Consider the following 14,449-nt stretch of genomic DNA (forward strand, 5'->3'; position numbering starts at 1 on the left):
TGCCGTTATTGTATCTATTCGCTTGTGTATCTAAAAGTTATATTAACTGCGAATTCAACATTAGCCTTACAGCCCAATAATTTGGCTGTTAAAAAAATCAGGAATAACAATGAACACATTACAAAAAACTATAGTTGCTGCAATTGCTTTAGCGTGTACCACGCCTACTTTAGCTAGTGCAGAGGGGTTTTATGGAACTGCACATGTAGGCTATATTTCGCAAGCAAATGACTCTCAAGCCATTGGTAACAATATTGCCGTAGATAGTGATTTTCCACCTGAATTTGATGCCGGTGTGGGCAGTGCAGGCAGTATTGGTTTAGGTTATCAGTTCAATCCTCAATTTAGAGTAGAGGCGCGTATTAGCTATCATGATACCGATTATAGCGATACAAAAGTAGGTGTGGGTGCACGTGAAGGTGAGCAGTATGTATTAAAGGGGGATTTAAAAACTACCACTTATACAATTGAAGGCTTTTACGATTTTGATAACAGCACCGCGTTTACGCCTTATATTAAAGCGGGGTTAGGGGTTGCCGATAACAGCTATTCTGCAAAATTAGGTGGTGCAGGCATTAGCGCCTTTGATGCATTCGATGGAAATGTTGATGGCTATTACGATGCGTATGCTGATGACGATTCAACCGAATTTACATGGAATATTGGTGCAGGGGTTAACTATCAAATAACTAAAACTATGTCGTTATACACTGAGTATCAATACATTGAATTTGGTGATGTGCAAACGGGGCAAGATGCATTTACTGATGGCTTTAAAATTGACAGTGCAGCAAGCCATGAGTTTTTACTTGGTTTACGTGTAAACTTTTAAACTTAAAACACAACACAATGCACCACATACGTGTAGTGAGTGTGCAAAGCAAAAAGCGGCATTTAAAATGCCGCTTTTAGTTGTGCTACTTTTTTTCTTCGTCAGGTAATGTCACGTTGAGCTCAAGTACCGCTAAATCATCTTCGTTTTGATCAAACTGTACCTGCACTGCATCAGTGTTTACATTTACGTACTTACGGATCACATCTAAAATATCTTGTTTTAATTGTGGTAAGTAATCCGGTGTTCCGCGTTGCGAACGCTCGTGCGCGACAATGATCTGCAATCGCTCTTTTGCTAATGACGCGCTATTTTTCTTTTCTGAGCGGAAGTAGTCAAGTAAAGACACATTAACCTCCAAAAATCCGTTTAAATAAGCCTTTTTTCTCAACATCTAAGAATCGAAAATCGACTGTTTCACCGAGTAAGCGATTGATTGCATCAGCGTATGCTTGCCCTGCATCTGAATCACCATCAAGTATTACTGGCTGTCCTGAATTAGACGCACTTAATACCGCTTGCGACTCAGGAATAACACCAAGTAAAGGAATCGACAGAATATCTTTAACATCTTCTACCGATAACATTTCACCTTTTTCAACTCGCTCAGGGTTGTAGCGTGTTAATAATAGGTGTTCTTTAATATTTTCTAGGCCTTCTTCAGCACGTTTAGATTTGCTGTGTAAAATACCTAAAATTCTGTCTGAATCTCGAACCGAAGATACTTCAGGGTTTGTTGTCACAATTGCTTCATCAGCAAAGTACATGGCCATCATTGCGCCGGCTTCAATACCTGCAGGTGAATCACACACAATGTAGTCAAAGTCTTCTTTTAGTTCGTTTAAAACGCGCTCTACGCCTTCGCGGGTAAGGGCATCTTTATCACGTGTTTGTGATGCGGGTAGTAAAAATAATTTTTCAACGCGTTTATCTTTAATAAGCGCTTGATTTAGGTTGGCTTCGCCGTTTATTACGTTTACAAAATCGTATACTACGCGGCGCTCACACCCCATAATTAAATCTAGATTACGTAAGCCAATATCAAAATCGATAATAACTGTTTTATAGCCTTTTAAAGCTAAACCGGTGCCTATTGCAGCACTTGATGTTGTTTTACCAACACCGCCTTTACCAGAGGTAACGACAATTACTTTTGCCATGAGATTTATCCTTTAACCAAAGCTGAAATTTCTAATGATTCGTTTTTTTGTTGTATTTGTACTGCATTGCCCCAGTGCTCACCTTGTAATGAGTCGCTGATCCAGTAATTGCCATCAATTGAAACCAATTCGGCTTCGAGCTTTTGGCAATAAATGCAGGCGTCTTTAATCCCTTTTGCACCTGCAATAGCACGCCCGCGTAAGGTGCCATAAATATGCACATTACCATCGGCTATTACTTCTGCACCATGGCTAACTGCACCAAGTACAATTAAGTCTCTGTCTTTTGCATAAACTTGCTGCCCTGAGCGTACCGTGCCATTAATTACTTGCGCAGGTAGGTACACGTTTTTTTCAACAATAGAGGTATTTGGCGCCTCTTGTTTAACGGGTGCACTTTTAGCATCTTGCGAGTAATTTAGTACAGAAAGGCCAGCGGCTTTAGCTTGCGTGTGTTGCTCATCTGAGCCATTACAAACACCTACAGCATTAAAGCTCATACGCTCAATGAGAGATTTTAAATGTACAAAATCAAGTGAGCTGTTTTTAATTTCTTCTAAATTAACAACAATAGGCGCTCCTTCAAAAAAACGAGGAGCTTGGGCTATTTTTACATACAACTGTTCTGCTAGAAGGGCGATATCAGTGCTATAAAGATGCAATACTGACAACGTGAAAAGGTTCCCTTTTAGCTCAAAAATTTGTTCCGACATACACGCTCAATTGATTTGTCTGATTAGAAATTAATTTTAGATAAACGTAGGCTGAATAAGGCCTTTAATGAAATTTCTAATCTAATTTTTCTAACTTATTATTACTCTCATGTTATAGTGTGCGGCAATGTTAAGCAAGATTAAATAGGGCCATTATGCTCACTGCGGTATATAAAAGTAAGAAAAAAGCGGATACCTTCTTATTTGTTGAAAAAAGAGATGATTTTAGTAAAGTGCCTGAACCTTTACTGGCTATGTTTGGTCAACCTATTTATGTAATGATTATCAATTTAGCAAAGCGTGATCATTTAGGCGGTGCCGACCTTGAAACAGTAAAAGCAGCGTTAGCTGACCCAGACAAGGGTTACTATTTGCAAATTCCGCCGCCGGAAGAAAATTTACTTAGCCAATTACGAAAAGAAAACGGAGTTGATAGTGATTAAAAAGTTAGCCGTAATTTTATGCTCAGTGTGTTTAAGTGGCTCTGTAGTTGCTAAAACGCAGGCCGAATTTCAAACTTATTTAAGTGACTTAAAACAAGAGGCCATTGCTAAAGGGTACGATAGCAAGTTAATAGATGATGCATTTGCGACTGCCTCATACAAAGAAAAAGTTGTATCGGCTGATAAAAACCAGCCAGAGGTTAAAGAAACTCTCGAAACCTACTTACCAAAACGTGTACCGCAATGGAAAATTGATCGTGCACGTAAACTCTACGCAGAAAATAAAGATGTACTTGAACAAGTTGCAAAAGAGTTTGGCGTACAAGCACGCTTTATAGTGGCATTATGGGGCCTTGAAAGTAACTTTGGCACAATACAAGGTGGCCATAATGTTATTTCATCGCTAGTGACGCTTGCCTTTGATGGTCGTCGTGAAGCACTTTATAAGCGCCAGCTTTGGGCAGCATTAGATATTTTAAAGTCAGGCCATATTACGCTTGATAAATTTAAAGGCTCTTGGGCTGGAGCAATGGGGCAAACTCAGTTTATGCCTACCTCTTTTAACGCCTACGCTGTTGATTACAATAACGACGGCCGTAAAGATATTTGGACCACAAAAGAGGATGCATTTGCATCGATTGCCAATTATTTAAAACAAGAAGGTTGGGATGACTCACTAACTTGGGGTCGCCAGGTAAAATTACCTGAAAATTTTGACAGTAAATACGTGCTAAAACGTGGCACTAAAACACGTAAGCAATGGTTAGAATATTGGAACGACTCAGAGCGCTCGCTTGCAGACTGGCAAGCACTGGGTGTACGCAAAGCTGACGGCTCTGACTTACCTAATGTTGATGTACGCGCTGCACTGGTAATGCCCGATGACATCAATGGGCGTATGTACTTAGCGTACGATAACTACAAAGTGTTTATGCACTGGAACCGCTCATATTACTTTGCCACCAGCGTGGGCTATCTATCAGATAGAATTGGTTATCCAAAAATATAATTTATACGCTGTTGTGTAATAAAAAAAAGCCGCTATGCGGCTTTTTTTATTTGTTTAATCATGTTCTTTTTTAAATATTTTATCTTTTAAATCGATAACCTTGCCAATTCCTGAACCAAGCTTCATTAGCTTATTAAGCTGCTCTGGGCTTAAGCGTTGTAACTCTGAAGACCACTTTGTAACCGTTTCGAGTAGGTTGTGGATTTCGCCCATTTGCTTTTGTGCATAGCGCTCTTCTTCGTTGTTTGCTTCGTCTAAAAGGTTATCACGCAGCAAACTTAGGGTAGGGTCTATTTCACGCTTTTTACGCTCTTCAAATACGCGATTAGCCATATCCCAAATCTCACCCGCTGGGGCATAATATTCTTTACGATCACCAGGGATATGATGCACTTTAATTAATTGCCATGACTGGAGCTCTTTAATTCCCATGCTTACATTGCCACGCGAGATACTTAGCGCATCGGCAATCTCATTTGCGGTCATGGGCTCTTTGGTGATGATCAGTAAACCGCACATTTGGCCAATCGTGCGATTGAAACCCCAACGGCTGCCCATTTCACCACAGTGCATAACAAAGGCTAAGTTTTTTTCAGATAGACTCATAGCTTTTTAAGTTTCAGTAAATTCAGAAAGTAATGCTAGCACGCTTATAAATTATAGCAACGTTTAGCCTGGTATCTTTTGTAGAGTATTAAATCAAGATTAGGTTTAATTTACTCCTACTTTTTGTAGGAGTAAATTAATTGCTTAGGCAGGGTTAAAGTGTGTAGCTAAAGCTGAGCTTAGCGTTACGCTCTTCGCCTGGCATACCACCTAAAAACATGGCTTTAGAGTAGTACTTTTTATTAAACAAATTGTTTAAATTAAGCTGCATGTGCCACTTATCAGTGGTGTACGAAACTGCTGCGTCGTACACCGTGTAGCTTGGTACATAGCCATCAGGAATACTAAACGAGCTAGAGTTAGTGCTTCTGTTATCTACAAAAGTAATACCGCCACTTATATTAACAGCCTCAGGTAGGTTAAACATATCGGCGTAGTAGGTAACCCACGTACTTGCCGTCACATACGGTACGCCTTTTTGGCGTGTATCGTAACTGCTGCTATTTGGATTAGATTTATCGCGGGCATCTTGGTATACGCCGTTTACATTTACTTTCCATTGCTCGTTTAAGTGCGCATTTAAATCGAGTTCAACGCCTTTGGTTTGCTCTTCACCATCGTAGTAGCTCTCTACTACATCAGGTCCAGACACACCGGCTTCATACAGTGGGTTTGTGTATTCAAGGTTTGTACGCGCGCTTTCAAATACCACCAGTGATGCTAAAAGCTGATCATCAAATGCTTTAAATCTAAAGCCTAAATCGTTACTGATAGACTCAGAGTCTTCACGGTCAGCCTCCGTACCTGCTACTGAGCCTAATACACTGTAGGCAGTACGGCCTTTAGCGTGGTTAATAAACACGGAAAAGTTTTCTGTAGGCTGATACGTTGCGCCTAAGTTATAAGTTAAGCCACTGTCTGATGTGTTTGCTTCAGGCGTTGGCTCAGCGCGGCTTGAGCTATAACGCTCATCTACACCATAGTGCTCATATGTTTGCTTAATGCGATTATAAGCAACACCAACTCGAGTTGTAAGCTGCTCAGTAATATAGCCTACGTGCTGAATACCTAAGCCCCACGCTTGTACTTTTTTATTGTAGTCACTGGTTTTTAGCGGGTCGTAGTCATCAAAACTACCTGTTGGCCAATTTGGCGAGCGCATATCATAAATATATGGCAGCGTGCCTTGATAAAGTACATTTCCTTCGCTGTCGTAAATAACTTTGTCTGCATCGTAAATAGAATACTGTTTAAAGCGAATGTCTCTGTCTTCGTAGTTTGCATTAACCAGTAATTCGTTATCCACGTCGCCTAACATAAAGTCATAGCGTAAATCTAAGAAATACTGCCATGACTTTTCATCAGCTTCTACTTGGCGGTATTCTTGGCGTCGCGCTGCAAACGGGTAAAGTACACCGTCTTCAACTAACGGGGCACGCGGGTCGTTATTTATAATGCCATCGCGTGTTGAATACACGTAATTAAACGCGCCAGTTTGACGAGCAAAGCTTGATGTGTAGTTACGGTACTGTAACTGCTGATTTAAAAATAAATCATCTGTAATAAAGTAATTATGGGTTAGCTTAAAGCGAAGCTCTTCACCTTCATTATCATCCGCCATAGGAGAGATAATACCGTTAGTACCAAAATCGTACGGGGTAAGGCCATCGGTTGATGAAAGCGAATCTGCCAATTGTGTTTGTTGAGCCGCAGTTAATTGTACACCATTACCAGATGGGTCATTTACTAAATCTGCGCCCGTTACTTCACCTGCAGTTAAACCATTGGCGGTTTCTGCGTTATAAATTCGAATAGGGTGGCCAATAGAATCTACTGCAATTGAGTCTTTAATATAGGCAGCAGAGAGCATGATATCTTGCTTGTCGCTTAGTATGTATTTAAGCGAGGTATAAATTTCGTCGCGGTCTTCTTTTAAATCACGAAAGCCATCGCTTGAGGCTGTTTTAGCCATTACGCGATACGCTAGGTCATCGGTAATCGCATTGGTGCTATCAAAGGCAAGTGAATAACTATCCCACTGGCCAAGCTCGGCAGATATTTTATGTTTTTCTTCAAACTCAGGCTTTTTTTCTATCAGATTTATAACACCACCAGCACTGCCTATACCATATAAACCGGTAGCAGGGCCTTTAAGTACTTCTACCGACTCAACATTAGTGAGTGAACGAGTTGGGTTAAATGTATTACCTAAGCCTGCACCGCCATACATACCATCGTAAGTGTAATTAGCATCAAGACCACGAATGACTAAATTGTCGCCTATACCGTAGTTATTACCGGCTTGAGTTAAACCACTTACATTACGTACAAGTTCTTGTAGGCTATCTACACCTTGTGACTCTATAAGTTCACGGTCAATAATAACAACCGGTGCCGGTGTTTCCATTAACGACATGTCTGATTTAGTTGCAAGGCCTGAGCTCATTACAACTTGGTTTTGCTTTTCGTAAACGCTGATGCGCTCAATGTCTTTTTCAGCCGTTGTTGCAGCAACCGCTAATGATGCGTTTAAACACGCAAGTGTAACAAGAGAGTATTTGAATTTTTTCATATTGATAATTATTCGCATTCCATAAAGTGTGCGAATAGTAATAGTTATTATTCGTTAAGTGAATAAAAAATTCTAAAAAAGTGAAATTAATTGCGTAGTAGGTGAGTTATTGTTCTGAAAAGTAAATTTAAGGTTAAATTAATGCGGTAAATAAAAAAGCATGAAAGTGTAAGCTTTCATGCTTTTGTAAAATAATACATTAATTAATGACTATTTTTTATAAACAACGCCTGCTTTCATAACAAAAGGAATGCGCTCAAGCACAGAGATATTTTTAAGTGGATTACCTTTTACGGCAATAATGTCGGCTGCAAACCCTGTTTTTAGCTGACCCAGTTTATTATCCATTTTTAATAGCTTTGCACTGTTAATGGTGGCAGCTTGTATTGCTTGTAGTTCGCTCATGCCAAATTTAACCATACGGCTAAATTGTTTGGCGTTATCGCCATGAGGGTAAATAGCAGCATCGGTACCAAATACCATATTTACACCGGCTTTTACTGCGCGGTTAAAGCTGTTGCGCTGCTTTTTAGACACTTGACGTTCTTTATTGAGGTTTTCTTCATCTACCCCATTTTGCTCACCAAAGCTCAGTGTGTATTCTGTATTATAAATGTCCATTGATAACCACGTGCCATGTTTTTTAGCAAGTGCGATGGCTTCATCATCTAAAAAGCTGGCATGTTCAATACTATCTACGCCGGCTTTTATAGCTGTTTTAATACCACTTGTGCCATGTGCGTGAGCGGCTACAGGTAAATCACGCATGTGGGCTTCATCTACAATGGCTTTCATTTCTTCAAATGAATACTGCTGTACACCCACTTTTGTACCTTTAGAAAAAACGCCCCCCGTGGCGCAAAACTTAATGGCATTAGCGCCATACTTTATGTTTTCTCGTACTTTTACACGTGCAGCCCATGGGCCATCGGCTACCCCTGTTGAAGTGTATTTTAGCTCCGGTGGTAAACGGTTATTATCGCAATGTCCGCCTGTGATCCCAAGCGAAGGGCCAGCTGCCCAAATACGCGGGCCTACAATATCTCCGGCGTTAATACCATCACGCACTGCAATAACGCTATAGCCCTCGGCTCCTACATTTCTGAGGGTAGTAAAACCTGCAAGCAATGTTTTTTTAGCAAAGTGCGCGGCTTTAATGGCCATGCGCGGTACCGACTGACTTAAACGCTCACTTCGAGATACCGTAGGGTCGCTGGTCAAATGTACATGCATATCCATAAGGCCCGGCATTAAAGTGAGCTCGGGTAAATCAATATGCTGATCGTTTTTGCTCATGCTCGGCTTTTTGTTTTGTGCAACATCAGTGATCACCCCATTATCAATGGTGATCAGCGGCGATTGAATAACCTCGCCAGTTTGTACATCTACCATGGCTTTAGCAGATATATAAGTAAGGGCTTGCACGTTAAAGCTTCCTAAACACATAAGTGCAACGGAGGCGCTGAGTAGCTTTTTTTTCATTGTTTTTTCTTCTGGTGGCGGTTTAATTAATTGAAATGTAACAACCTAATATAAAAGTGTAAATATAATAGGTTAATCGCCACTTATCGTAATTTCTTTATTAACGCAGGTTAAATGCGCATAATCGGCTGACGATACTAAAAAGGATTACCATGAAATCAATTAAATTAGCCTTAGTTGCCAGTGGCGTTATGTTTGCTTTAAGTGGCTGTATGAACACACAAACCAGTAATAACACTGGCAATAGTGCACAGCTAAACACGTCAAACGCACCTGCAGCTATTGTTTCAGAGCTCTCTTATGAGCAGCAATTAGATGTACTTGTAGCACAGTACTACAACGAGTTACTCACCTTTAAACCTATAAATGCAACTTATAGTGGTCGCAGTGAATTTAATGATAAGTTTACCCCCGCTATTACCCAAAAGAATAGGGCAAAAAAAGCCGCGTTTTACAAAAAGTATCAACAACGTTTAACACTTATTGATAATTCGCAGTTAACAGGGCAAGCGTTACTCAGCTATGAAATATTACAAAGAGACCTAGCACTTAATTTAGAGGGAATGCAATTTCCAAGCTATATGCTGCCTATTAACCAAATGGCGGGAGCGCATAATACCTTTGCAGGTTTTGGCTCGGGACAAAGTGCGCAGCCATTTAACACCGTAGAAGATTACAATAATTTTATAAAACGAAGCGAAGGCTTTATTACGTGGCTCAGCAGTGTAGAGCGCGCGATGGCGAAAGGGATTAAAGCGGGCATTACCTTACCAAAACCATTAGCTAAAAAGCTTCAGCCACAATTTGCTGCGCATGTGGTTAAAAATGCAGAGGATTCGTTATTTTGGGGGCCAATTAAAAACTTATCAGCCTCATTTACCGCACAGCAAAAGCAGCAAATAACGGCGCAATATAAAGCACTTATTATGCAGCAATTAGTGCCTGCATATAAAAGTATGAGCGACTTTTTAGCCAATCAATACATTCCTCAAAGCCGAGAAACGGTAGGCTATAGCGACTTGCCTAATGGTAAAGCTTGGTATGAATATCAAATTAAAAAAAATACCACGTTGAGCCTTTCTGCAGATGAAATACATGAGATTGGTTTAAGTGAAGTTTCGCGTATTTTAAGTCAGATGAAAAAAGTAAAACACGAGGTAGGTTTTAACGGCACCTTAGATGAATTTTTTCAGCACTTACGTGATTCGGACCAATTTTATTACGATACGCCAGAGGCATTAATTGCAGCGTATGAAGATATAAAACAAAAAATAGATGCGCGCGTCCCTTTACTGTTCGATGTTGCGCCTAAAGCCCCTTATGTTGTAAAAGGGGTTGAACCTTATCGAGCTCAATCTGCAGCGGGTGCATCTTATGCAGCGCCGGCACCTGATGGCTCTCGACCAGGTATTTTTTACATCAATACTTATAACCTTAAAGCGCAGCCAAAATTTTTATTAGAAACACTCTCTATACACGAAGCCGCGCCAGGCCATCACTTTCAAATTGCTTTACAGCAAGAAATAGATGGCCTTCCAGATTTTAGAAAATTTGGCGGCTACACGGTATTTGCCGAGGGCTGGGCGTTGTACGCAGAAAGTCTAGGAAAAGAGCTGGGCTTATTTACCGACCCTTATATGTGGTACGGGCGTTTGGCCGATGAGCAACTTAGAGCAATGCGCTTAGTGCTTGATACAGGCTTTCATGCAAAAGGCTGGACTCGACAGCAAGGTATCGATTACATGCTGGCAAATTCGTCAATGGCTAAAAGCGATGTGATAGCAGAAGTTGAGCGTTATATTGCATGGCCTGGCCAAGCACTGTCGTACAAATTGGGGCAATTTAAAATTCAACAATTACGTGACTACTCTAAAAAAGAGTTAGGTGATAAGTTTGATATTAAAGCGTTTCATACGCAAATATTGATTGATGGCGCCTTGCCGATGCCTATTTTAGAGGAAAAAATTAAACGTTGGGTTGCTGCCAGTAAATAGCAAAACGCACAAAGCCCGTACAAATAAAGGCACGGGCTTTGCGCACGCTGTAGCAATACGTTAGAATGCGCGCTCTTTAGGGGCGCGAGTAAATTATGTTTGATCAAGAGTTAGTAAATACACAGTTTTGGCTTAAAAAAAGCTTAGCCGATATGAACCAAAACGAATGGGAAGCGATTTGTGATGGTTGCGGAAAATGCTGTTTAAATACCTTTATTGACAGTGAAGATGAAGACGAATTTACCGCCACCGACCAACTACGTGAAGGCGAAGAGCTTATTTTCACCAACATTGTTTGCCAATACCTTGATAACAATACCTGTGGTTGTAGCGAATACGAAAACCGCCAAACGCTTGTCCCTTCTTGCGTTAAACTGACCAAAGCCAACCTTAAAGATATCTTTTTTATGCCGCAAAGCTGTAGTTATCGCCGTCTCCACGAGGGGCGAGGTTTAGCCTCTTGGCATCCGCTATTAAATCAGGGTGACAAAACCCAAATGCATGCGCTTGGTATTTCTGTTAAAGATAAAACCGTAAAAGACTGTGACGTAAAGCTCGATGACTTTGATTTATACATTGCTGAGTGGCCAACAAAGGATTGCGACTAATGAGCGAGCTTAAGGCTGTAATAGGTTTAATTAACCCAAAAAGCCCTACAAATGTTGGCGGCGTTTTACGTGCCGCGGGTTGCTATGACGCTAAACAAGTATTTTTTACCGGTAGTCGCTACTTAAATGCTAAAAAGTTTCATACCGACACTAAAAATGTTGTTGAGCGTATTGCGCTTACGGGCACTGATAACCTGCTTAGTGTAAAACCTGAAGGCGCAAAGGTTGTGGTTATTGAGCTGATTGAAGGCGCCACGGCGTTACCAGATTTTAAACACCCTGAAAACGCATTTTATGTATTTGGGCCAGAAGACGGCTCAGTACCAAAAGAGGTTTTAAAATGGTGCGATGAAGTGGTTTACGTACCTACAATTGGTTGTATGAACCTTGCGGCCACCTGCAATGTGGTACTTTACGACCGTTTAGCCAAACTTGGCGGGGTGGAGAGCAGCGACTCAACTATTATTAATTCTCGCGATACCAATAATAAAATGAAGTGGGTAAAAGCTTAAGCCCCCACTGCTGTAATTTTAATTAAAATTTCTTTTACTTTATGTACTAAGTTCTACACTTTAGGAACATATTATAAATGAAATTTAATTATGCGTTTATTTTTAATCCTCATACTCTTTTCATCTTATTGTTTTGCTGAGGTTCCTGTGACCTACATGCAAGATGATACTCGTCACACTGTAATAGGTGAGCGCTATAAATCGGGTTACCTATTTAGCGCGCCTAACAGTAAAGGCACTATCCATGTGGTAACCGAAGATTGGCCGCCTTACATTGGGAACAAACTTTGTAACAAAGGGTGGGTATACCAATTTGCGGTATCTACATTTAACAGTGCTGGCTATAATATTTATATTGAATTTGTACCCTGGGCTAGAGCTGTCAGAGCCGTTGAATTAGGCACAGCGGATATTTTATTGCCAGAGTACTTTATTGAAGATACAGCCCCTTCTGATTACGTACCAAACCATACTCGTCGAAAATTACTTGGCCTTTCAAATTCGTTTTCGGGCGGCAATATCGGCTTTTTAAAACGCAAAGGCGAGCCCGACAGGTTCAATGGCAATTTAAAGTCGCTTAAAGGCTCGCGTATTGGTGTTGTAAGAGGGTACCAAAACACCCCTGAGTTTGATGCTATGATGGATAATAATGAGTTTATTATTATTCATGCCGTAGACGATTTACAACTTGTAAAATTACTCGCTGCAGGACGTGTAGATTTAATAATAGGTGACCCTGAAGTGCTAACTTACTCTGTAAAGTATGCCTCTTTAGCTGAAAATGAAAAGCGCGCTTTGCTCAGTGCCGTAGAGCCAGAAAGCAAGGTAATTCAATATAACCCTTTATATTTTGCGATAAGTAAAAAAACACCAAACTGGCTCACTGTATTAGAAGATATTAATACAGCTTTATACAAATTTAAAAATAGCGGCGAAACCCAAAGGATGAAACAGGCCTTATTAAATGAATGCGATTAATTGTAACGTTCCAATTATTTTGTACTTATATTATGTCGCAAACGTGTAAAATCATTTTCAACTTGTTAATGGAGTGAAAATGACGTGAGTGAAATAAATACCAATCAATCATTTGCGGTCAAAGAGCAACAAAATAAAAATTACCTGTTACCGCTGACTGCAATGACCACACTGTTTTTTTTATGGGGTTTTATTACCGTTTTAAACGACGTACTAATCCCTCGTCTGAAAGGCGTTTTTGACCTAACTTACTTTGAAGCAATGCTCGTACAGTTTTGCTTTTTTGGCGCCTATTTTATTGTCTCTATTCCCGCTGGAATTTTGGTTAAACAATTAGGTTATAAAAAAGGCATACTAACCGGCCTAGTAGTTGCCTCAATTGGCTGTATGTTGTTCTACCCTGCGGTAGTGGTGCATGAATACTGGTTGTTTTTAGGTGCTTTATTTGTACTGGCTGCTGGTGTAACTGTTTTGCAGGTTTCTGCTAACCCTTATGTAGCTGCTTTAGGGCCGGAAAAAACCGCCTCATCTAGGCTAAATTTAGCGCAAGCACTTAATGCCTTAGGGACAACAGTAGGCCCGTATGTTGGAGGTATCCTGTTTTTTGGTACCGCAGGTACATTAGCGGCAAGTGCTGCTTCTGCTGAGTCTGTAAAAGTACCTTATTTATTGTTAGCAGCGGCCTTACTCATTATTGCTATCGTATTTGCCTTTATTAAGCTTCCTGAAATAGAAGGCCATAAAGAAGAAAGTAACCCGGTTAATGAAACTCGCTCACTAACACAGGCACCTCACTTAACAATGGGCGTATTTGCTATATTTTGTTATGTCGGTGGTGAAGTGGCTATAGGTAGTTTTTTAGTTAACTTTTTTGGTGAAGCACATATAGCTGGGCTTGAAGAGCAAGCTGCTGCTGCACTGATCAGCTACTATTGGGGCGGAGCAATGGTTGGCCGCTTTATTGGCTCTGCTGCGCTACAAAAAATAGCGCCATCTAAAGCATTGGCATTTAATGCCTGTATGGTAATTGCCTTATTACTTGTGACTATATTTACGCAAGGCAATGTAGCCCTGTACGCGGTATTGGCCATTGGCTTATTTAACTCAATTATGTTCCCGACTATATTTTCTGTAGCGATAGAGCGCTTAGGCTCATTAACCAGTAAAGGCTCTGGCTGGTTGTGTTTGGCAATAGTAGGGGGTGCCTTGGTGCCTTTATTACAAGGTTACATTGCTGATGTTGTTAATATTCAGCAAAGCTTTTTTGTTCCGCTAGTATGTTATGTATTTATTGCTTGGTATGGCTTAAACGTGGTTCGTTTAGCTAAAAAGTGGTAAATACTCCCCGATGAAAGAGCGACTGAATACGTATTCAGTCGCTTTTTTATTACTACTTTATAGGAACGTTCCAAGCGCTAGTTTGTTTTTAAAAAATAGAGTTGTTACAACTATATAGTGAATAGAGCTGGTTCTTTATTCTTATTTTAAGTACATAACCTGCTTATCTACCTCATTAACGACGACATACCTTTAAATTTTT

Annotated in this window: 14 protein-coding genes; 8 read left to right on the forward strand and 6 right to left on the reverse strand. The window is 40.4% G+C overall.

The annotated features are described in order from the left end of the window. Positions 1-109 precede the first annotated feature (109 nt). On the forward strand, positions 110-832 hold the full coding sequence (locus tag OIZ54_RS05250; protein WP_264389911.1) for an outer membrane protein: 723 nt from the start codon (positions 110-112) through the stop codon (positions 830-832). Positions 833-917: 85 nt separating this feature from the next. Here OIZ54_RS05250 and minE read toward each other — a convergent pair whose 3' ends face one another. Genes minE through minC form a run of 3 tightly spaced genes read right to left on the reverse strand, consistent with a single transcriptional unit; the run spans position 918 to position 2,705 of the window. Continuing rightward, positions 918-1,181 (reverse strand): cell division topological specificity factor MinE, encoded by a 264-nt coding sequence (minE, locus tag OIZ54_RS05255; RefSeq protein WP_004586362.1) that lies wholly within the window; start codon positions 1,179-1,181, stop codon positions 918-920. 1 nt (position 1,182) lies between these two features. Then, positions 1,183-1,992, reverse strand: coding sequence for a septum site-determining protein MinD (gene minD / locus OIZ54_RS05260; RefSeq protein WP_024031716.1), 810 nt, complete (start codon positions 1,990-1,992; stop codon positions 1,183-1,185). Positions 1,993-1,997: 5 nt separating this feature from the next. Further along, complete coding sequence (minC, locus tag OIZ54_RS05265; RefSeq protein ID WP_004586360.1) at positions 1,998-2,705, reverse strand: septum site-determining protein MinC; 708 nt, start codon at positions 2,703-2,705, stop codon at positions 1,998-2,000. A gap of 155 nt (positions 2,706-2,860) precedes the next feature. Between minC and OIZ54_RS05270 the strand changes: the two genes are divergently transcribed. Beyond that, the gene (locus OIZ54_RS05270; RefSeq protein WP_004586359.1) at positions 2,861-3,148 is read left to right on the forward strand and encodes a YcgL domain-containing protein; all 288 of its coding nucleotides are present in this window, start codon (positions 2,861-2,863) and stop codon (positions 3,146-3,148) included. Further along, entirely contained in the window at positions 3,141-4,157 is a 1,017-nt protein-coding gene (locus tag OIZ54_RS05275) for a lytic transglycosylase domain-containing protein (RefSeq protein ID WP_024031714.1), read from the forward strand. The genes OIZ54_RS05270 and OIZ54_RS05275 overlap by 8 nt, the downstream gene beginning before the upstream one ends. A gap of 54 nt (positions 4,158-4,211) precedes the next feature. Here OIZ54_RS05275 and OIZ54_RS05280 read toward each other — a convergent pair whose 3' ends face one another. The 3 genes from OIZ54_RS05280 to OIZ54_RS05290 form a co-directional block, all read right to left on the reverse strand. After that, complete coding sequence (locus tag OIZ54_RS05280) at positions 4,212-4,763, reverse strand: GbsR/MarR family transcriptional regulator (RefSeq protein ID WP_004586357.1); 552 nt, start codon at positions 4,761-4,763, stop codon at positions 4,212-4,214. A 154-nt stretch (positions 4,764-4,917) separates the two neighbouring features. After that, complete coding sequence (locus OIZ54_RS05285; protein WP_054981950.1) at positions 4,918-7,335, reverse strand: TonB-dependent receptor; 2,418 nt, start codon at positions 7,333-7,335, stop codon at positions 4,918-4,920. 210 nt (positions 7,336-7,545) lie between these two features. Then, positions 7,546-8,817 (reverse strand): metal-dependent hydrolase family protein, encoded by a 1,272-nt coding sequence (locus OIZ54_RS05290; protein WP_264389913.1) that lies wholly within the window; start codon positions 8,815-8,817, stop codon positions 7,546-7,548. Positions 8,818-8,969: 152 nt separating this feature from the next. On the opposite strand from OIZ54_RS05290, the gene OIZ54_RS05295 reads away from it, so the two are divergent. The 5 genes from OIZ54_RS05295 (at position 8,970) to OIZ54_RS05315 (ending at position 14,247) form a co-directional block, all read left to right on the forward strand. Then, positions 8,970-10,811 (forward strand): DUF885 domain-containing protein, encoded by a 1,842-nt coding sequence (locus OIZ54_RS05295; protein ID WP_264389914.1) that lies wholly within the window; start codon positions 8,970-8,972, stop codon positions 10,809-10,811. Positions 10,812-10,906: 95 nt separating this feature from the next. Beyond that, positions 10,907-11,419: a YcgN family cysteine cluster protein gene (locus OIZ54_RS05300; protein WP_264389915.1), complete on the forward strand. Its 513-nt coding sequence runs from the start codon at positions 10,907-10,909 to the stop codon at positions 11,417-11,419. After that, positions 11,419-11,931: an RNA methyltransferase gene (locus OIZ54_RS05305; RefSeq protein WP_004586351.1), complete on the forward strand. Its 513-nt coding sequence runs from the start codon at positions 11,419-11,421 to the stop codon at positions 11,929-11,931. Before OIZ54_RS05300 ends, OIZ54_RS05305 begins: the two co-directional genes overlap by 1 nt. A gap of 90 nt (positions 11,932-12,021) precedes the next feature. Continuing rightward, complete coding sequence (locus tag OIZ54_RS05310) at positions 12,022-12,909, forward strand: substrate-binding periplasmic protein (protein WP_096042996.1); 888 nt, start codon at positions 12,022-12,024, stop codon at positions 12,907-12,909. A gap of 84 nt (positions 12,910-12,993) precedes the next feature. Then, positions 12,994-14,247 carry a sugar MFS transporter gene (locus OIZ54_RS05315; RefSeq protein WP_264389916.1) on the forward strand — a complete coding sequence of 418 codons (1,254 nt, stop codon included), beginning with the start codon at positions 12,994-12,996 and terminating at the stop codon, positions 14,245-14,247. Positions 14,248-14,449 lie beyond the last annotated feature (202 nt).

The sequence above is a fragment of the Pseudoalteromonas sp. A3 genome (assembly GCF_025942345.1).
In the GTDB taxonomy this organism is placed as follows: domain Bacteria; phylum Pseudomonadota; class Gammaproteobacteria; order Enterobacterales; family Alteromonadaceae; genus Pseudoalteromonas; species Pseudoalteromonas atlantica.